The 21,277-nt window shown below is 39.8% G+C and carries 14 protein-coding genes, 2 tRNA genes and 1 pseudogene; 6 read left to right on the top strand and 11 right to left on the bottom strand.

Annotation, left to right across the window (positions count from 1 at the left end):
- Positions 1-86 precede the first annotated feature (86 nt).
- Positions 87-171: transfer RNA gene (locus tag DK924_RS04815), tRNA-Tyr, on the top strand.
- Positions 172-220: 49 nt separating this feature from the next.
- A tRNA-Tyr gene (locus DK924_RS04810) sits at positions 221-305 on the top strand.
- Between the two features lie 31 nt (positions 306-336).
- On the opposite strand, the gene DK924_RS04805 is transcribed toward DK924_RS04810, so the two are convergent.
- A complete protein-coding gene (locus DK924_RS04805) occupies positions 337-1,029 on the bottom strand; it encodes a M48 family metallopeptidase (protein ID WP_109874477.1) in 693 nt (230 codons plus the stop codon).
- Positions 1,030-1,272: 243 nt separating this feature from the next.
- Here DK924_RS04805 and DK924_RS04800 point away from each other — a divergent pair, with 243 nt between their 5' ends.
- A complete protein-coding gene (locus DK924_RS04800) occupies positions 1,273-4,584 on the top strand; it encodes a PAS domain S-box protein (RefSeq protein WP_109874476.1) in 3,312 nt (1,103 codons plus the stop codon).
- 17 nt (positions 4,585-4,601) lie between these two features.
- On the top strand, positions 4,602-5,597 hold the full coding sequence (locus DK924_RS04795) for a two-component system response regulator (RefSeq protein WP_075169046.1): 996 nt from the start codon (positions 4,602-4,604) through the stop codon (positions 5,595-5,597).
- A gap of 47 nt (positions 5,598-5,644) precedes the next feature.
- On the opposite strand, the pseudogene DK924_RS04790 reads toward DK924_RS04795, so the two are convergent.
- Both DK924_RS04790 and DK924_RS04785 read right to left on the bottom strand, forming a co-directional pair.
- A pseudogene (locus DK924_RS04790) lies at positions 5,645-6,074 on the bottom strand (VOC family protein).
- Positions 6,064-6,735: an HD domain-containing protein gene (locus tag DK924_RS04785; RefSeq protein WP_010388506.1), complete on the bottom strand. Its 672-nt coding sequence runs from the start codon at positions 6,733-6,735 to the stop codon at positions 6,064-6,066. Before DK924_RS04785 ends, DK924_RS04790 begins: the two are co-directional and overlap by 11 nt.
- Before the next feature lie 139 nt (positions 6,736-6,874).
- Between DK924_RS04785 and DK924_RS04780 the strand changes: the two genes are divergently transcribed.
- Positions 6,875-8,065, top strand: coding sequence for a class I SAM-dependent methyltransferase (locus tag DK924_RS04780; RefSeq protein WP_024601131.1), 1,191 nt, complete (start codon positions 6,875-6,877; stop codon positions 8,063-8,065).
- A gap of 15 nt (positions 8,066-8,080) precedes the next feature.
- On the opposite strand, the gene DK924_RS04775 is transcribed toward DK924_RS04780, so the two are convergent.
- The 5 genes from DK924_RS04775 to DK924_RS04755 all read right to left on the bottom strand — a co-directional run bounded on the left by DK924_RS04775 (position 8,081) and on the right by DK924_RS04755 (position 14,720).
- Positions 8,081-8,377, bottom strand: coding sequence for a PilZ domain-containing protein (locus DK924_RS04775; RefSeq protein WP_010388503.1), 297 nt, complete (start codon positions 8,375-8,377; stop codon positions 8,081-8,083).
- An 8-nt stretch (positions 8,378-8,385) separates the two neighbouring features.
- Positions 8,386-8,766, bottom strand: coding sequence for a two-component system response regulator (locus DK924_RS04770; protein WP_109874475.1), 381 nt, complete (start codon positions 8,764-8,766; stop codon positions 8,386-8,388).
- A 68-nt stretch (positions 8,767-8,834) separates the two neighbouring features.
- Positions 8,835-12,722: an ATP-dependent RNA helicase HrpA gene (gene hrpA, locus DK924_RS04765; protein WP_181388742.1), complete on the bottom strand. Its 3,888-nt coding sequence runs from the start codon at positions 12,720-12,722 to the stop codon at positions 8,835-8,837.
- A 128-nt stretch (positions 12,723-12,850) separates the two neighbouring features.
- Complete coding sequence (locus DK924_RS04760) at positions 12,851-13,891, bottom strand: isoaspartyl peptidase/L-asparaginase family protein (protein ID WP_109874473.1); 1,041 nt, start codon at positions 13,889-13,891, stop codon at positions 12,851-12,853.
- Between the two features lie 124 nt (positions 13,892-14,015).
- Positions 14,016-14,720 (bottom strand): SapC family protein, encoded by a 705-nt coding sequence (locus DK924_RS04755; protein ID WP_075169041.1) that lies wholly within the window; start codon positions 14,718-14,720, stop codon positions 14,016-14,018.
- A gap of 297 nt (positions 14,721-15,017) precedes the next feature.
- On the opposite strand from DK924_RS04755, the gene DK924_RS04750 reads away from it, so the two are divergent.
- A complete protein-coding gene (locus tag DK924_RS04750) occupies positions 15,018-15,728 on the top strand; it encodes a DUF6445 family protein (RefSeq protein WP_109874472.1) in 711 nt (236 codons plus the stop codon).
- A 37-nt stretch (positions 15,729-15,765) separates the two neighbouring features.
- Here the strand turns inward: DK924_RS04750 and DK924_RS04745 are convergent, their stop codons facing one another.
- The 3 genes from DK924_RS04745 to pgl form a co-directional block, all read right to left on the bottom strand.
- Entirely contained in the window at positions 15,766-17,301 is a 1,536-nt protein-coding gene (locus tag DK924_RS04745; RefSeq protein ID WP_109874471.1) for a tryptophan halogenase family protein, read from the bottom strand.
- A 74-nt stretch (positions 17,302-17,375) separates the two neighbouring features.
- Entirely contained in the window at positions 17,376-19,994 is a 2,619-nt protein-coding gene (locus DK924_RS04740; protein ID WP_109874470.1) for a TonB-dependent receptor, read from the bottom strand.
- Positions 19,995-20,566: 572 nt separating this feature from the next.
- Positions 20,567-21,277, bottom strand: a complete 711-nt coding sequence (gene pgl, locus DK924_RS04735) for a 6-phosphogluconolactonase (RefSeq protein WP_109874469.1) — start codon at positions 21,275-21,277, stop codon at positions 20,567-20,569.

Raw genomic sequence — 21,277 nt, 5'->3', positions numbered from 1 at the left:
TAAGTATTTATCGGCTAAATTTGAATTTTCTTTAGCTTTTTTCTTTACTTAAATAAGAAGTTTGCTATTATCTGCCGCGTTGCATTGGAGGGGTTCCCGAGCGGCCAAAGGGATCAGACTGTAAATCTGACGGCTCAGCCTTCGCTGGTTCGAATCCAGCTCCCTCCACCACTTTTCTTAGGCTAAGTTAAGTGGGGCCAAATGCAATAAAAATTAGTGTGGAGGGGTTCCCGAGCGGCCAAAGGGATCAGACTGTAAATCTGACGGCTCAGCCTTCGCTGGTTCGAATCCAGCTCCCTCCACCACTTCTCTTTACTACCTCGTTTTATGTCCTAATTACTCAAAAACCCATTGTAAACTAATGCCATGCTTATTTAACCAAGCGCTTGCTTTTTTGTGTTCTGAATAAAATAATCCTACACGATGCCAAAATTGTGCACTGTGATTTAAATACTTTAAATGCGCTAACTCATGCACAATCACGTAGTCAATTATCCATGTAGGTGCGCTTGCCAAGTGCAAGTTGAAGGTCAGTTCACGCCTGCGGTTACAACTGCCCCAGCGACGCTTATACAATTGAATACGAACATTACTCGGTAGCTTTTCACCCATCAGCTGACAATAGTCGTTAACTCGCATTTCAATATAACTTTCTAACTTCTCATGCAAAAACTGCTCTAGCAAACTTTGATACATTTGCGTTCGATGCTTCACACGTGAAGAAATACTCAGTAACAGCGTTTGGTTTTCATTGTGCTGCTGCCATTGAGTGCGTGCTGCATTTTCAAATTGCACATTTACAGCTTCATTAAATAGTTTAATGCTATGGGTTTTGAGTGGAAACTGTCGTGTATCGGCTTGAATTTGTTGCTTATGTAACTGAGCATCAATCCAGCCCTGTTTACTCAACAGCCATTCATTAATTTGTGTTTTCGTTACAAAATGGGGCGCATACACCGTAAGTTCTCGTTGTGCGACTTTGATCGCTACTGTTTTTCTTCGTTTACTTCGCTTTAAAGTGTAATCCAACAATGAATGCTGCCTAGTTATAATTAAACACTGGGCTTTATTTTACCTTGTACCATAACGGCTGATCTATAAATAATCCCTACTAAATGCCATATTAATACCAATGCATGTAGTAATTCTCAATGAATAGTAAGTTTAGAGCTTAAAACACTTACGTTGCTGTTGTAACTTAGAGCTCAATACCTTGTGATTATTGTTGCGTTTATATTAGACTGGGTTTAAGAGTTATTATGTGAATGATTGATGCTATCTAATTTTTTTATAAACCAACCAGATCCAAGCCTAATTATTAATGGTGTATACGACCCAAGTTTAGTGACACTATCTATACTCACCGCAATTTTTGCAGCTTATTTTTCTTTGCACGTTATCGATTTAGCAAATAATACACATTTTAAATCTTATCGAAAGTTAGCCAATATAACCGCAGCCTTAGTCCTTGCTGGGGGGGTATGGAGTATGCATTTTATTGCTATGCTCGCGTTTTCTTTGTGCACTACAATTGAATACGATCCCACACTCACTTTTGTGTCGTTTATACCGGCTTTACTGGCGTGTACCATTGCTTTTTCTTGTTTAAAAACATATAGCACCCACCCTCGTATTATCAATTTAATTCTAAGCTCACTTTTATTTGGCGCGGGTGTTGGCACAATGCATTACAGTGGTATGGCCGCAATGCAATTAAGTCCGTTACTTCGTTATGATCCAATATGGTTTAGCGCTTCAATTGTTGTGGCAGTGCTGCTCTCTTTCATCAGCCTCTATGTACGTTTTCATTTACCTGCATACTTTAAAAAATTAACGCCGGTGCATAATCGTATTATTTGTGCGCTTATTCTGGGGCTTGCCGTGGCTGGCATGCACTATATGGGCATGGCCGCTGCGCGATTTATTGCAACCACTCCGATAATTAACGAGCAAACAAATCAATCGCACTTAACCTTTATCGCTATTAGTGTGTCGTTTGCCACGCTTTTATTAACAGCGGTGGTTGTGATCATCAATGGCATGATCCGCTACAGAATGCTGTTAGGGAAAAAATCTGCTGAAGAGTCTCGTCTTGATGCGATTTTATCAACTGCCATTGATGGCATTGTCACTATCAATATTAAAGGTACCATTTTAAGCTTTAATAAGGCCGCAGAAACAATTTTTGGCTGGAAAGATAATGAGGTCATTGGCCTAAATGTAAAAATATTGATGGCTGATGATATTGCTAATCAACACGATGCTTTTTTAAAAAACACCACAAACCATGAAGTAAAGCGTGTGATTGGCGTTAATCGTGATGTGTGGGCAAAACATAAAAATGGTCATCAATTTCCAATTCGACTAGGGATTGGTGAAGTAAAGCAATTGCAAACTGAAACACTATTTGTTGGCTTTATTACCGATTTAACTGAACAAAAAGCATTACAACAAAGCTTAATTGAAAAAGAGCGACAATATCGTACCTTGATGAACAATATGCCCGGTGTTGTATTTCGCTGCTTGTTAGATGAACACTGGAGTATGTTATTTATAAGCCCAAGCGTCTATGAACTAACGGGTTATCGCGCTGAAGAGTTTACTGAGCAGCGTATTACCTTTGCCGAGCTGATTGTTAAAGAAGATGAAGCGGCTATTTCTTTAGCCATTGATCAAGCGGTTGCATCAACCAGTCAATACTCAATTGAATACCGCATTCGCCATCGCAACGGCAATATTATTTGGGTACTGGATCAAGCAAGTATTGTCACTAACTCTAAAAATGATGCCCGCTGGGTTGATGGCGTTTTAGTTGATATAACCAAACGCTATGAATATGAGCAAAGCTTAAAACAAGCAAAATACGAGGCTGAAGTAGCCGCGCAAGCTAAACAGTCTTTTATGGCAAATATGAGTCATGAGATACGTACCCCCATGAATGCAATTATTGGCTTTAGTGATATTTTGATAGATAGCCCGCTTAATAAAGATCAACAGAAGCAAATAATTACTGTTAATAACGCCGCGCGTTCTTTGTTGCACTTACTTAACGATATCCTCGACTCAGCAAAGTTAGAAAAAGGCAAACTCGAAATTCAAAATGTACATTTTAACTTGCAAGAATTACTCGACAATATTGTGTCTACATTTTGGCTGGATGCAAAACGTAAAGACCTAAAACTCAATTTAAAAATAGCTGACAATGTGAATCCATTTTATTTTGGTGACGATACGCGTTTACGCCAAGTGCTAACCAATTTAATCGGCAATGCGATAAAGTTTACCGAACGAGGCCATGTTACTTTGTCGGTTACTCATAACCCCAATCATCCTATTTTATTTGAAGTACAAGACACAGGTATAGGTATTGAAAAAGATCGTCTTGAGGCTATCTTTAAACCTTTTGAGCAAGCAGACGGCACCACAACTCGCCGATTTGGTGGCACAGGGCTTGGAACAACGATTAGTAAGCAGCTCGTTGAATTAATGGGCGGCAAAATATATGCACAAAGTACCCTTGCCCAAGGTAGCTGTTTTTCTTTTACTGTTGCGCTTGAAAAAGGCGAGAAAAGTCAGGTACAGACCATTAGTAAAAACGTATTTAATTTACCACCATTAAAAATCTTAGTGGTCGATGATATTGAACAAAATATTGAGCTACTCACCATTATGCTCTCACAAGCTGGGCATCAGGTAAGAAAAGCTAATAATGGCTTTGAGGCCATTGAGATATTTAATCAACATCGCTTTGATATTATTTTAATGGATATTCATATGCCTAAGTGCGATGGGATCAGTGCTACGGCATCAATTCGCTCTTTAGAGCAGCAAAAGCAACTTGAGCAAACCCCTATAATTGCTTTAACAGCCAGTGTGTTGCAACAAGATAAGCTAACAGCTAAACAAGCGGGTATGAATGGTTTTGCAACGAAACCCGTTGACATAAACCAGCTCAACTACGAAATAGCAAGAGTGCTTGGGCTTGCTATAAGCCAGTTAGAAACTGCAGATCCGATTGACTCAAAACTCCGTATAGATTTAGCTAAAGGCGAGAAAATGTGGGGCAGTAAAGAAAAGCACCTCAAAGAAGTCGCGCTCTTTTTAGCTCAGCATCAAAATAGTATGCAAACCTTAGCGACCAATAAGCTAAACTATAAACACCATGCTCAAATTCTGCATAATTTAAAAGGTCTTGCAGGTAACTTAGCGCTTAATAATTTGTCTGACTTAGTTGCTCAAGCTGAAAAGCAGCGTGATACAACTAGCTATGCCCAGTGCATATTACAATGCCACCAAGAGTGGCAGCAGCTAGCAGATGAATTATCACACTTACGTATTGCTCCTCAAGAGAATAAATTACAAAAAGTAACCGTGTCAAATACTGAATTTATTCACCAATTAACCCTTTTACTTAGTCAAGCTAAACGAGCAGAGTTGGACGATACGTTATTAAGTTATATTGAGAGAATAACACCAGAACAGCACAAAAATGCTATTTTAAGCATTTGTGAACAGTTTAATGAATTTGAATTTGATAATGCAAAAATAGAGCTCAATGCATTATTAACAACGCTTAATAATTAGCTCTTCTGAGGACGACGATGGATCAATCTATAAGTCAGGCGCGAATATTAATCGTCGATGATGAACCTGCGAATTTAAAAGTAATGCGCGAGGTTTTAGCGAGTAACTACCGTTTGTCGTTCGCTAAATCGGGGCCATTAGCACTGCAATTAATTGAAAATGATCCACCGAACCTCATTTTACTTGATGTTATGATGCCAGATATGAATGGCTTTGAAGTGTGTAAAATTTTAAAAGCTAATCCTACAACCGCACATATTCCAGTTATTTTTGTTACCGCACTTACACAAGAGCAAGATGAATCAGAAGGGTTTTCTTTAGGTGCAGTTGATTACATAACCAAACCTATTAGCCCTGCTATTGTAAAGGCAAGGGTAAAAACACATCTTTCTTTAGTACAAGCCGAGCAGCTAAAACAAGCACATGTAGACTTAGTAGAACGATTGGGGCGCGCTGCAGAGTACAAAGATACCGATACGGGTGAACATATTGCTCGAATGAGTCAATACAGCAAGGTACTTGCTTTAGCGCTAGGAATGAATGAACAACACGCTGAGTTATTGCGCCAAGCTGCACCAATGCACGATGTCGGAAAAATAGGCATTCCTGATTCAATATTATTAAAACCAGGAAAATTAACTCCAGACGAATTTGCACACATGAAAGAGCATGCTGCTATAGGAGCTAAAATATTGGCCAACTCACCCTCCCCTTTGTTGCAACTTGCCCACGTACTGGCAATTGAACATCATGAGAAATGGGATGGCACTGGCTATCCTAATGGATTGAAAGGCGAAGAAATTTCGATTGAGGGACGGATTGTGGCGATTGCTGATGTATTTGATGCACTCACATCAAAACGTCCTTATAAAGAGCCTTGGAGCATTGAGCAAACAATAGAACATATGCAGCACCAAGCGGGAAAACATTTTGACCCACATCTAGTTGAGCTTTTTATTGGTCAGATAGACGCTGTTCTAGCGATAAAAAAGGCCCATCAAGAGCGCGATTAAATCTCCCCTTATTTGAGCAAATATTACTGCGCAAAGTGCAACTGACCCTAGCTTCTTTTGGCATTGTGAGAGCCTAAAGCTACAGCCGGAAAATGCTGTTTTATAATACGATAGTCATGGGACGTGATCTCATGGCTATTGCCACTAATATCTTTAAAATACATTGAAAATGTCACGCCATGATCAGCCAATATGGTTTTCACTTGGTGCTGCTCAAGATGCTTGAGCCAAATAACAAATTGCTCCCCCTGTTGCAGCAAAAGCGATTCCTTTACTACGCCCATCGCCTTCAAATAAAGCCAATCGTGTAGTGGCGTTTTCATCTTCGAGTGTTAAAGGACCTTTTCCCTCTTCATTCCAAAAGGCTAACTGCTCTACTACGGTAAAACCAAGCACCTTTTCATACCACTCAATAGCTTGGTTGAGGCTTTGAACATTTAAATGACAATGATCAATTCCCGAAAGTTTAGGTGTCATCGCGTTGTTCACCAATTTCAGATTTAAGCTGAGCTAAAAAGTCGTGCATATATGCAGTGCGTCTTTGTGCTTCGGCTTTTGCAGAAGGAGTATTCATACTCTGGGCAATATGCAGTAATTTAATAAAAAAATGATCTAGGGTGTATTTTTTATCGTCTGCTTCTCGGTTTAAACAAAATGGATCATCGGGGTTGTATAATAATCGACTAATAGAGCCGCCTACTTTCATACAACGGCTTACGCCAATAGCACCCAAGGCATCCATTCTGTCAGCATCTTGTACAATCTGTGCTTCAACCGTTTTAATAGCAATATTGGCGCTAAAACTATGTGCGGCAATGGCATGGTGAATATCATCAAATAGCGCGTCATCATAGCCAATAGACGCTAAAAAGTTAATCGCTTTATCCGCGGCCATTGTTGATGCCCTTGCTCTATCTGGATGATTTTTAGCCACTGCGACACAATCATGCAACCAAGCTGCAGGCAATACAATCGCCATATCAGCCTGCTCTGCTATACATAGCTGCACAGCAACACGCACTACCCGTTCAATATGGGTAATATCATGGGCAACATCCGCATGTACTAAGGATGTAATAAAGTCTCTGCATTGCTGATTAAGTTGCTGTAATGAGGGGCTAAGCGCTGAATTGTCCACCGAATTTCCAAAAATCTATTTAAACGAGTTAATAATGGCTACTTTACCGCGATTTATAAGCCCCTTGCAAAACATTCATTGTATGTTGCGCGAGCCTTGACTAAAATACAGCGCTTATTTATTACTACAGAGAAGCCTTATGTCATCTGCCGTTTACCTGCAAGCTGGTCGCGATAAATCATTAAAAAGAAAACACCCTTGGTTATTTTCTAAAGCCATCAAAAAAATTAAAGGTAAACCTGGATTAGGTGACACGGTAACCATACACGACAGTGAGGGTAAATTTTTAGCCACCGCAGCTTACAGTCCTCATTCACAAATACGTGCTCGTGTTTGGAGCTTTGACGAAAAAGAAGTGATTGATCAACATTTCTTTGAGCGTCGTCTTCGCCGTGCTTTAGAAGCTCGCAGCCATGCAATTGAAGAAGGTGGACTTACCGGCTTTAGGTTATGTGCAGCAGAATCAGACTACTTACCCGGTATTACCATAGATAAATTTGATAATGTAATTGTGTGTCAATTACTAAGCGCAGGCGCAGAACGTCATAAAGGTGAGATTGTTGGTGCTTTAATGGCTATTTTCCCAGGCTCTACTATTTATGAGCGCTCAGATGTAGATGTTCGAACCAAAGAAGGGCTAGAGCCTATTAAGGGCGTACTTTGGGGGAGTGAACCCACTGCACCTGTCATAATTGAAGAAAATGGTTTAAAAATTGAAGTTGATATTCTAGAAGGCCATAAAACTGGTTTTTATTTAGATCAACGAGATAGCCGTGCTGCACTGGAGCGTTTTTCAAAAGACAAAACCGTATTAAATTGCTTTAGTTATACGGGAACGTTTTCTCTTTATGCCCTGCGCGGTGGCTGTAAACATGTAACCAATGTTGATGTTTCACAACCAGCACTTGATACAGCAAAGCGTAATGTTGAGCATAACAACCTTGATTTAAATAAAGTCGACTTTGTAAAACAAGATGTCTTTAAATTATTACGCCAATACCGTGAAGACGGGGTGATGTTTGATACGATCGTTATGGACCCGCCTAAATTTGCCGATAACAAGGCGCAGTTAACTGGGGCGTGTCGCGGTTACAAGGACATCAATATGATTGCGATGCAAATATTAAAGCCCGGCGGCACTTTGCTAACATTCTCATGCTCTGGTTTAATGGAACAAAACTTGTTTCAAAAAGTAGTCGCAGATGCAGCCCTTGATGCAGGTAAGGATTTACTGATCATGGAGCGCTTAAATCAAGCAGCTGACCACCCCATTGCAGGCAGCTATCCTGAAGGTTTTTACCTTAAAGGGCTTATTTGTAAGGTTTACTAAAAACTAATTAAGTAGTTAGTTAAACTCTACAATTTCAAGCCCTGCAGTTATCGTGCCATCCTCTTCTGTGCTGGCACGAATTACCTTAACGGTGGCTTTTAACGGTGCAATGCTCGGATGTGTTGATGCAATATCAACCGATAAAATTGAGTTAAGCTCTAACAAATCATCGAGTTGTAATGAAAGACCCGTTGCACTTAAATCAAGGCATGTGCCAGTGTAACTGAGCCCAGCAACAGGCTCTATTGAGGTTAACTTCGCTGGCGTGTTAACCTGCATACGTCTATAGTTTCGCTTATCTTCAGTAAACATAATTCCCTCTACACAATATTATTAATTTTTTCTCGTAGTACAGCGATAGAAAAAGGTTTTACAACGTAAGCATCACACCCTGCGTCAAAGCCTGCTTGTTGCTCAAGCTCCGACTCAAGTCCAGATATCATGACCACCGGAATGTCTTTTGTCTCTGGCGTGTGTTTAAGTATGCGACACGTATCATAACCGTCGAGTCCTGGCATACACACATCAAGCAAAATAATATCGGGCGGATTTGCAATCGCAGATGCTAAACAACTTTTACCTGAGTCAGCATAGCTCAAATCAAATATTGATGCTAACCCTGCTTTGAGTATTTCAAAATTGAAATACTCATCATCAACCACTAACAACTGTCGCGCTTTGTGTTTTATTAATGAGGACATAGGTATGTCATTTCCTTCTCAAGTTAGTCCCTCTGTTAACTTACTTAGCTTAATAGAGAATAAAGAGATTATTCAATTTCTTTTATCGCATTTAACACACGTTTTGCTGAAATTGGATAAGGCGTACCTAAGGTTTGTGCGAATAAGGATACGCGTAATTCTTGCTGCATCCAAAAAATAGCCTCAACATCAGTAGGCAATGGCATTCCTTTAGGTGTTTTATTCGTTAGTTTTTTATATTCTTGCGCTACTTTTTCAAGCTCTAACACACATAATCTATCACGATTTGGGTCAACAGGTAGTTTTTCTAGGCGTTTTTGAATCGCTTTTAAATAACGAATTAAATCGCCGAGTTTGTCTGCCCCATGTTGACTGACAAAGCCTTTAAAAATAAGTGATTCTAGCTGGGACTTAATATCCCCATGAGCGGTGATCATGGTTAAATCTACACGCCCTTTCATTTTTTTATGCAGTGCATGCGCAATACTAAGTACTTGCTCAACCTGCGTAGCAATGCCCACAACGGTATCGCCTAACTCGCCGCGAATATGCTCTTTAACCGTTTCAAATGCCTCACTTGTACGAATGTCACCATATTTAACTAATAGGCTATCAACGCCTGATGCAATGCAGTCATCAATTAAATCGGCAATTTTACCAAAAGGATTAAAGTACAATCCTAATTTAGCTTTGTTTGGTAAATTTTGCTGCAGGTATTTAATTGGTGATGGCACGTTTAACAGTACTAAACGACGTAAACCTTGCTGGTGCGCTAATTGCGCTTTTATTTCGTTATCGAATAGCTCTACTGCGGCCGTTGATTTTTTATCCACCAGCGCTGGATAGGCTTTAATTTCGTATTGACCTTGCTTTTTCACATACGATGTTGGTAACTCACCAAAATCCCACTGGGTTAAATCGGTTTTTTCTATGCCTTTGTCGGCCACTTTAGATAAGGTGTCTGTCACTTTGCCTTGAAGCTGCGCTTTAAGCTTAGCTAAATCGAGCCCACGGGCAAGAAGTTGGTCGTTTTCATCACGGACTTCAAACTGCAATCTTAAATGAGGAGCAAGGGCTGTTAAATCCCACGCCTCAGGGTCGACTCGCACGCCAGTCATGCGCAATAACCGATTACTTAGTGAGTCGATTAACGAGCCTTGTAGAGGCTCTATGGCCGCTAACACCGCATCGGCATAATTAGGCGCAGGGACAAAGTTACGGCGCAGTGACTTTGGCAATGACTTAATTAACCCACAAATTAGCTCATGACGAAATGCCGGTATATGCCAATCAAAACCACTTTCTTGAACTTGGTTTAATAGCGCAACCGGTATCTGCACGGCAACACCATCAACTGCTTGGCCTGGATCAAAATGATAAGTAAGCGGCAACATTAAGTTATCTTGTTGCCATGTATCTGGATAGTCAAATTCGGTAATGCTACTTGCACCATGCTGCATGAGCTCTTCACGCGTCATGTGCAGATAGCGTTTGTCTTGCTGTTTTTGTGTTTTATACCACTTAATAAACGCAGCACGATTATTAATATCGTTCGGTATTTTTTTCTCGTAAAACTCAAATAAGGTTTGCTCATCAACTAAAATATCGCGCCTACGAGACTTGTTCTCGAGCACTTGAATATCTTCAATTAATTCGCGGTTATATTGTAAAAATCCTTCATTGAGTCCCAGCTCTTGTTCAACCAGCCCTGTGCGAATAAATAACTCTCGGCTTACTTTAGGGTCAATATTGCTGTACACACAGCGGCGTTTATTAACAATTAATAAGCCATACAGAGTTTGTTGTTCAAAGGCGATGACCGCACCGGGCTTTTTCTCCCAGTGGGGTTCTGTGTAGCTGCGTTTTACTAAATGCTGAGCGAACGGTTCTACCCAGTTCACATCAATTTTGGCATTAATACGAGCATAGAGTTTACTGGTTTCCACCAACTCAGCCGACATCATCCATTTTGGACTCTTTTTAAATAAGCCTGAGCCTGGGAAAATATGAAATTGGCTATTACGCGCACCTTTATATAGCTGCTTTTCGTCTTTAAAACCGATGTGACTGAGCATGCCACTTAAAAGTGCTTTGTGAATAAGCTCACTGTCTGCGACATTAGTGGTGGCTTTCATTTTCATTTCATTGCACACAGTGCTGATTTGATAAACGATATCTTGCCATTCACGAATACGCATATAGGCTAAAAAGTCTTTTTGACATAACTTTCTAAACTGGCTGTTAGTCAGCTCACTTTGCTGCTCTTCTAAATAATTCCACAGGTTTAAAAAGGCAATAAAGTCAGAGTCTGGATCGTCAAAGCGACCATGTTTTTCATTCGCGGCTTGGCGTTTTTCTTGTGGTCGCTCGCGGGGGTCTTGAATTGAAAGCGCGGCAACAATAACTATCACCTCACGCAATGCACCCAGTTTATGTGCAGTTAGCACCATTTTTGCTAAACGCGGGTCAACCGGCAAACGACTTAGCTCTCGCCCAGATTGTGTTAGGCTGGTTTTTTGATGACGCTTAGCCGCTTTTACTGCTTGTAACTCTTCAAGCAATGTTAAACCATCATTAATATTTCGGCTATCTGGAGCTTGCACAAAAGGAAATTGCGCCATATCACCCAGCCCAAGGGCTAACATTTGCAAAATAACTGATGCTAAATTAGTACGTAATATTTCAGGGTCAGTAAATTCAGGACGCGATAAAAAGTCATCTTCTGAATATAAACGAATACAAATACCCGCTTCAACACGTCCACAGCGCCCCATTCGCTGATTAGCACTGGCTTGCGAAATAGGCTCTATAGGTAAACGTTGCACTTTTGTGCGATAACTATAACGACTAATTCGCGCAGTCCCTGGGTCAATAACATAACGAATACCAGGTACTGTTAGCGATGTTTCAGCGACGTTGGTAGAGAGTATAATATGGCGGCGCGAATGCGGCGCAAAAATACGGTTTTGCTCAGCATTCGATAGCCTTGAATACAAAGGTAATACATCTGTGTGTTTTAAATTACGCTTGCTTAGTGCATCGGCGGTATCGCGTATTTCTCGCTCACCATTTAAAAAAATCAGGATATCGCCAGGACCTTCGGCGCAAAGTTCATCTACCGCATCAAAAATCCCCTGAAGTTGGTCGCCTTCGGCTTCCATATCTTCTTTTTGAATATCACTAATTGGGTTATAGCGTACATCAACTGGAAACGTTCTTCCTGATACTTCAATAATAGGTGCATCATCAAAATGCTTAGAAAAGCGCTCAGGATCGATAGTTGCTGAGGTGATAATAACTTTTAAATCGGGGCGTTTTGGGAGTAAATTTTTAAGATAACCTAAAATAAAATCAATGTTTAGGCTACGTTCATGCGCTTCATCAATAATAATGGTGTCGTATTGATTTAAAAATCGGTCTTGTTGTATTTCAGCTAATAAAATACCGTCGGTCATCAGTTTGATGTAACTGTTATTAGATACCTGATCGCTAAAACGAATTTTAAAACCGACCTGCTGGCCAAGCTCGCATTGCATTTCTTCTGCTATACGGTTGGCAACACTACGTGCTGCTAAACGCCTTGGTTGCGTATGGCCAATGTAGCCCTCAACGCCTCGGCCTAGCTCTAAACACATTTTGGGTATTTGTGTGGTTTTGCCTGAGCCAGTTTCACCAGCAATGATCACCACTTGATTATTAGCAATGGCCTCTTTAATGGTGTCTTTTTTTTGACTAACCGGTAACTGCTCAGGGTAAGTAACTTTAGGTAGCCCAGCTAAGCGCTGCTCTCGCAGCGTTTGACTACGACTGATATCAGTCGCAATTTTTTCAAGCGCACTGGTAAGTTTTGCCTCGTCGGTGATTTTTTTAACGCCGTGAAGACGCTTTTTAAAACTGAATTGATCTTTTTTTAAGCACGTTTTTAGCTCGCCAAACAACTGACCTAGGTTTACCACCTGCATACCTTATAAAAATTAGTCAAAGAGCCCCGATTGTAGCAAATTAAATGGCTGGGGTTAATCCTGTAAAGAATATAACAATCAGCAGATTATTATATAAACCACCAGCCAGTGACTAATAGTGTTTACTCGTCACTAAAAATACCTACGTAGGTTGCTTGGGTATTCGATTTACTCGCACGATACATGCCTGAAGTATTAAACGGCAGACTAATACTGCCTTTTGTATCAATAATAATAACACCGCCTGTGCCCCCTATCGGTTTAAGCACTTCGTTTATTACTTCATTACCTGCTTGGTCTATGGTTTTACCTTGGTACTTTACTCGCGCACAAATATCACTTGCCACATTATAACGAATAAAATATTCGCCGTGCCCAGTTGCCGAAACCGCACATGAGGCATTTTCAGCAAAAGTGCCTGCGCCAATAACCGGTGCATCGCCAATACGACCAAAACGTTTTGCGGTCATTCCGCCGGTTGACGTGCCTGCTGCTAAATTCCCTTGTTTATCCAGTGCCACCGCTCCGACTGTGCCCACTTTATAATTTACTGGTAACGCTTTATGCGCTGCTTGATAATCTTTACTGGTATTTTTGCTCGCCTCGAGTTTCTTTTTGGCTTTTAATAAAGCCTCATAACGATGCTCAGTATCAAATATATTGTTCTCTACTAGGCTCACGCCTTGCTCTTTGGCAAACTCTTCTGCACCTTGACCACTTAACATCACATGCACTGATTTTTCCATTACTAACCGGGCAAGTTTAATTGGACTTTCGATATGTTTAATACCTGACACAGCGCCTGCTTGACGATTGCGACCATCCATTATAGAGGCATCTAATTCGTGACTACCATCATAGGTATATACCGCACCACGCCCGGCATTAAAATAAGGCGATTGTTCAAGTACTTCAATGGCAGTAGTCACTGCATCAAGGCTTTCTCCGCCTTGTTCAAGTACCTTGTATCCGGCCTCAACAGCTTCTGCTAATTTATTGCGATAAGCTTGCTCTTGATCTGCCGTAAATTTACTTTTTTCAATCGTGCCTGCACCGCCATGAATCGCAATGGCAAACGGCGTATTTGTGTTTTCACTCAATGCCTGCGTGCTCAACCCCATTAAACTTGTTGCAATGAGCCCTAATAATAGTGATTTTTTCATTGTGTGTTCTTTTATAAATACAGGATTAAAACCAATGTGAATGGTTATGAAGCGTTTTTCAAGTGAACTGAGTTTAATGGCACAAAAAAAGCGCCCTAAGGCGCTTTTTTAATTTCGTTTAAAGTTACGCTTGTTGCGCTTTTAAACGTGCTAAACGTGCTACTTGGTGTGTAGACGTTAAGAAAGAATAGATTGGTGCTAAATAACCGCGCTTACGAAGCTCAAGGAAGTCTGCATCGCTTAGCTCATTTAGTTTCTTCTCATCGATAAGGTAAATACCGTTGATGTCTTTTTTCTCACCTTTAATATCAACTGTTAGCGTTTGTGCTACCAGTAGTTCTTTATCAGCAAGGAATTTAGTGAACGCATCGGTTACTTGAGAAAACTCAATGAACGATACTAACGCTTCTTTACGACGCTTAAGGTAATCAGTTTCTTCACCGTTTTCGAATAATGCATTACCCTCTTCTTCACCAACTAATGAGCTCGCTTCGTCAATTACGATACCAAATTGATCTTGATCTGGGTGCTTTACTAAACCTAATGGGTAACGCGTTGTTGCCATAGGCGCAAATGATGCTGTCCATTTGTCGCCATCAATAAATAAATTTTCGCCTGGCTCTAGGCCAAACATTGCAACCGCTTGAAAAGTACCTGTTTCGTTATTTTTAACAAAAGACATTGGGAATTCATTGGCGATACGCGCAAACTCATGTGCAACCACTGGCACTAAGTGTTGAGTTTTCATAAATTCGATGTTGATGCCATTTTTAATTTTAGTGTTGGCATGTTTTTCGTTGTGTAAAGGCTGTACTTGTTGCTCCGCCATGTTACTGCTCCGTTATTTATTAATTTGATTTTTTTCTGTTAGTGGCCTAAGGCTAAAGGTTTTGGTGACAAAAAGGAAGTGAAAATTTTGTGTCATTTTGTACGTTATTAATTAACAAAAACATTATCGCTGATTATTTCAACAAATAACTAGTAAACATTACCAAAGGTGAAATTCGCACGCTTAGATAGCTCAAAAAGCGCTCTTTGACAACGCTGTCTTCGGTGGTATATTGATTTTGTGCCTAAATAAAAAATTCACACTTAGATAATTTCAGCAAAAATAGACACTAAAATAATGAAAAATTTAACTGTAAACCCAAACTTAAAAATTGAAAAACTGATGATCCCTGGCACCAAGCTATCAGCCTTCGTTGTTGATGATTTTCTTTTAGATACCAGTAGTGTAATGAATTTTGCTCACAACATAGCCTACTTTAACCCTATGTTTTCAGACAACTCCTTCTACCCTGGTATTCGCGACAATATGCCGCAACCTTATTTAAGGGTTTTACATGCATTTTTTCAAAATGAAATACTGCCTAAAATAGACAATAAAAATTATCAAGAGTCTATTCTTCATAAAAGTTTACTTTCATTAGTTTCATGCAAACCTGCGAATTTAATTGTTGATCAAAAAGTACCGCATATTGATTCTTGTGATGAGAGAGATTACGCATTTGTACATTACTTATCGCCAGAGGAGCTTGGTGGAACAAGTATTTATAAGTATATACCTCAAAACATTATTGAATTTAAACAACAGCACAAACCACTGCTCGCAGATATAGTTAATGAGGTTAAAAAAGCCCCTGATGAACATCAAGGCTATTTATCTGGCAGCACCAGTTTATTTGAGCAGGTCTTTAAAGTTGACGCTAAATTTAACCGCCTTGTTATTTACCAAGGCAACTTATTGCACAGTGCAAATATTTATTCTGAACAAAGCTGCCTAGCCGATGCTAAAAAAGGCCGTCTTTCGATAGCCTCTTTTGCAAGTGTGAGATGAGCTGTTTGAATATACCGCTTACGCATTTCGCAAAATATTAGATTGTCTGCAGGCCATATTGTTTAATTTTATCTAAAAGCGCTCTGTGATTGGGTAGCTTATTAAGTAAGTATTGATCAATCTCAGCTCGTTGTTGTAAACGCACTAGACAATGTTCATGCTCTGCTTTTGAACAAGCCGATGCCTTAGTGTTGTAATTCATTCCATAGAGTACAAATAAAAAGTTCTCTAAGTAAAATACTTCAAACTGGCTGAAAAAGTCATCTCTAACTGGAATGAACTCTTCCCACAAACTAAGCTTTTCTTTTAATGACTCAGAGGTAGTGTCATCATTTTTATTGGCTACCCAAAAAGCTGAATCTGTTCTATCTGAAATACAATAATGTAATTTAATAAAATCAATAGCACGCTCCCATGCATACCCCATAGCGTGATTAAAACGCGTTTCTAACTGTTCAAGCTGCTTTGTTGATGATGGAAAACGTAGGGTTAAAAACTTCGCTGAAAAGTCAGTTAATAAAATGGAGGTTGCCTCTAATGGCTCTAAAAACCCTTGCGCTAAGCCAAGTGCGACACAGTTTTTATGCCAAAACTTTTTACGATAACCAACTCTCATGGGGATTTTTCGATAGCTAAGGTCTTGCTTACTTGCCCCTAGATAACGGTCCAGTTTTTCATGTGCTTGTTCGTCGGTCATGTGGTTATTCGAATAAACAAAACCCACTCCCCGCCTATTTGTAAGCGCAATGTCCCATATCCAGCCAGCTTGATGGGCGGTAGCAAGCGTATAAGGTGGAATATCCTCGTCTTCTTTTGTAGGCACTTGCACAACTAGAGCGCTATTTATCAGTAAGCTATCAGACACATCAACAAAAGGAACTTTTAAAGCTTTATCTATCAGTAAAGATTCAAACCCCGAACAATCAATATAAAAGTCAAATTCAAGCTCACCTTCGCTGTTAGTCATTAACGCTGCTATTGTGCCGTCATTAGCAAGCTTTACTTGAGTTACATTAGTATGTACGTGAGACACCGAAAACTTATCTTTTGCATTACACGCTAGCAGTTGCGCAAATTTCCCTGCATTAAAATGATACGCATAAGCCAACTCGCCCTCATATTGGGCATTAGTGATATTTTTAGGGGCTAAACCAGCCTCACAAATAGCGTGCTGAGAAGATAGGAACTGCGCATGACTTTTTGTTGTTTGCTTATCGTTTAACCAATATTGAGTTAAGTGTTTGGTATCGTAGGGACTTGGCACATCAAATAAATGATGAAAAAAATTACCTTCTCCATGCTTTTTTTTATCCATCCAGTTGACGAACTTTATCGACTGCTTAAACGTTGCATCGCATTGGCGAATAAATTCATCTTCACGAATACCAAAACTTTTTAGCGTGTTTCTTATGTCAGGTACTGTACCTTCACCTACTCCAATTGGCGGTATATCGGGTGACTCAATTAAAGTCACAGAAACACCTTTGCGTTTTAGTAGCTCTTTGCCAATATGGTTTGCAGCTAGCCAACCAGCTGTTCCACCACCTAAAATTGCCACTTTTTTTATATCCATAAATCACCAATGATGTTTAATCACATAAAAAAGCCCAGCAATGCTGGGCCTAGATTACCTTTTAACTCAGCGAATTAGAAACGCATTGTTACACCAAGTTTATAACGTGCTTCACCTTCAAAGCTCCATACAGGGAAGTCATTCAGTAGATCAGGGTTTGGTAATGATGTTGACGCATCGTTATTACCAAGCTGAATACTGTCTTCCTCTGTTAGGTTAATACCTTCGAAAGTAACGTCTAAGTAGTCGGTTACAGAGTACGTTGCACTGAAATCTAGCTGTCCGTAGTCTTGATGTTCACGGTTACCATACCAACCAGGTGCTTCACGAATAATAAACTCTGAACGCCAGTTATATGCTAAACGCGCAGAGAAATCATCATTTTCATAAAAACCAACTACGTTATAGCTATTTTTCGATGAATCAGAGAATACGCCTACACGATCTGGGTAATTTTCTGCTGGCGCTTCTGCATCTGAATAGGTGTAGTTAAATGAATAACCAAAGCCGTTATCAAACGAATCTTGAATTTGGAACTCAATACCTTCAATTGAACCACCTGTGCCGTTGGTAGAAGAGCTCACAGTCCAACAGTCATATTGCTGCGCGCCACATGGTGGTTCGCCTGCATCTGGGTTAGTTGTATAAACTGGGATATCAATACCAATTTGTTGATTGGTTTGTTGTTGTGTAGAGATAAACGAACTAACTTCTTTAGTAAAGTAAGTGACGCTTAACATCGCATCGTCATCAAAATACCATTCAACACCAATGTCAGCTTGGAATGCTTTAAACGGGCTTAAACCAACGTTACCAGTATTTAAAACTTCGTTTAAAGGGCGATTATCCGTATAGCCAGCTAGGTTACGCGTTGCAAATAAGTCAGCGTAATTAGGACGAGAAATAACTTGTGCTGCCGAGGTACGTAAAATTACGTTATCAGCTAAGTCCATAACGACGTTTAAGCTTGGCAAGAATTCACTGTAATCTGCTTTATCTGTAGATAAGGTAGAATCGTAAACACCTTCATCGCTTAAGTCATAGTAATCTGAAGAAATATCAGTTGAGATGTAACGCACACCTAAATTACCGCGAATGCCACCTGCGTCAAAATCAGCCATCGCATAGATTGCTAAATTTTCTTCTTCAATGGTGCCATAGCCTTGTGGACGTGCAGTATAACCTTCAGTCATTGCTAATGAATCAGCAATCATTAGATCCATATCAGGTTCAGGTATAACAAAACCACCGCCGGCAGTCACTGTACCAGGGTAGTATGCTGTTGCATTTCGCTTTGGCACTAAATCTGGGTTTACAATAGCAGCATTGCTATCTTGGACAACTTTATGATCGGCGTATCTTAAACCAGTTTTAATTGCAGTAACCACACCCAGATCAAGTGGAATTTCGAAGTCTAAGTTTAAGTAGCTTTCTTCATCTGAATCAGGGTTATATTCAGGCGCCCATGTTTGCGGACTGATGGTATCAGGTAAAATGCTCGCATCGTAAGATTGGTTTGCTAAATTAAATTTAGTCACATCACCAGTCATATCCATAGAGCCATTTAGATCACTATTGTTATTAGTAAACATACCATAGTTTGCAGTTGTTACGTCACTGTCAGCACTGGTTTTACCTACGCGACCTTTAAATGTGAATGACTCTGCATCATATTGCCAGTCAAAATCAACCGTATCAGACTTCATGCTTGCTTTACGCGCCCATGTTTGGAAAAAAGCAGTGCCATTTCCGTCAATTGTGCGAGAGACACAATTACCTGAAGCATTAGTTTGCTCACATGAGCCGTCGCCTGGGAAGATAATTATTTGCGAGTTAGCATTATTTGCATCTAGCTCTAAGCTAGTGTAAGTCAGGCCTAATACAAGCGAATCTGATGGCTGGTATTGCATGGCAACATTATAAGCTGTACGTTCACGTGCTTGTTGGAATGTTGTTGGTGCCATACCGCCACTCCAACCACCTGATGATTCAATACCGTTACGTTGGTAATCTACTTCTGATAAAGAACCCGCCGCTAAGATACCAAATGTTTCATTATTATTTTTCCAGCTGTATAAGCCAGAAAGTTCAGGATCTGTCTCTTCAGAAACTGTACCATAATCAGCTTTTACACTTGCAAATACAGTGTTTGCATCTAAATCTAGAGGTTTACGTGTTTTAACAATAACGGTACCACCAATACCACCTTCAACTAGATTAGCCTGTGACGACTTATAAACTTCTAAGCCGCCGACTAATTCTGAAGGTAATAATGAGTAGTTAAAACTGCGGTCTACGGCTTGTTGGTCAAACCAACTTGTTGACGCAACTGTATGACCATCAAGCAATGTACGTGTAAGTTGTGCTGAAGCACCACGTATCGATACTTGCTGACCCTGTCCAAATTGACGAGATACACTTACACCAGAAATACGACCAAGAGATTCACCTACATCGCCATCAGGAAACTTACCAACATCTTCCGCTGTTACAACATCAACAACAGCATTAGAAAAACGTTTTCCGTTTAAGTTTTCTTTATTTGAAGCGCGTATACCGCGTACTTCAATGACTTCAACATCATCTTGAACTTTAACTTCATCGGCTGCGAATGCAGCACCAGTAAAGCCAGCTCCCACAACTAAGCCGATATTTACTGCTAATAAGCTTTTTTTAAAATTTTTAGCTAACACAGGATTCCCCTCGAATCATTTTATTGGTTTTGTTTATCATTTTGCCTAACCGCCATGACAGCGCTGTCATAGTAGTAACAAACCATACATGCTAAATTACAATTTTGCTACATTTTTCCGCTCTTTTTGTATGAAATTTAACTAATATATAATTAAGTTATTGATTTTATGTTGATTTATTATTTTATAAAAAAGTAGAGTTCGTCCGATGCTTACTCTTCATACCAAGCATGTAAATAATGGCGTTTTTTATACTTAATGTATTTAGAGTAGTCGACTTTGCGGATAGCTGAAGCGATTAACATGCTATATTACTCAATTGCACCTGAAGATTAACTAATTGTTTTAATTTACAAATAAAGCTTTAGTTAATGACTTTTGGGAGATGTAAGAGGATTTAAAAGGTACTTAGCTTAAGGGAAATATTTAAACTTCAAATGTTTACAGCACTTTGTTATTAATTGATTAATGACAAAAACATGTCGCAATAAAAAAAGCCAGTAGCAAAAGCAACTGACCTTTCATTAAACCATCAATACAACATGGTTTTAAAGCACCTAGTTTAGACTAAATTAAGGTGCCCAATACACTTCAATGTTGATCTCAGGGTGATTTAGAACTGCACGTAACGGCATATCATTAACATTACCACCCGCTAAAGCTTGCTTATACACAGCCAGCTTTTCATCGCCACTAATAAGTAATTTAACTACTTTAGACTGTGAAATTGCATTTAGCGTTAAGCTCATTCGTTCGGTAATACTACCTGTTACATCACTCTCAATTGCGTTAATGGCACACACAAGTTGGTTTGAATCTAAGCCGTTTTCCAGCCCTTGAGCATGTGGAAATAACGAAGCAGTATGTCCATCTGGACCCATACCTAAAATAGTGACATCAAACGGGCGTTTTAATGCTTGAAACTGCACCTCACATTCATCAACACCTTGCTCTGCAGTGGCTGCTGCATTTTTCATACTAATAAAATTAGCCGCTGCCCCATGGTTTTGTAGCAAAGTACGCTTAATGAATGCTTCATTACTTTTTTCGTGACTTACCTCAACCCAGCGTTCGTCAACCATAGCAACATCAACATGAGCCCAGTTTAAATCAAGGGTAGATAAATGTTTATAAGCCGGCTCAGGTGAAGACCCCCCTGAAACCATTAATACTGCACGGCCATCAGCCTCAATACCATCACGTAATGCTTGTTCTAATGACTGAGATAATTCCTCAGTTAAAGCGGCTTTATCGTCAAAAAATTTCTCTACTATCGTTGCCAT

Source organism: Pseudoalteromonas sp. meg-B1 (assembly GCF_003173795.1).
Lineage (GTDB): Bacteria > Pseudomonadota > Gammaproteobacteria > Enterobacterales > Alteromonadaceae > Pseudoalteromonas > Pseudoalteromonas undina.
The sequence above is the reverse complement of the archived record's forward strand: the minus strand, read 5'-3'. Positions and strand labels throughout refer to the sequence as shown.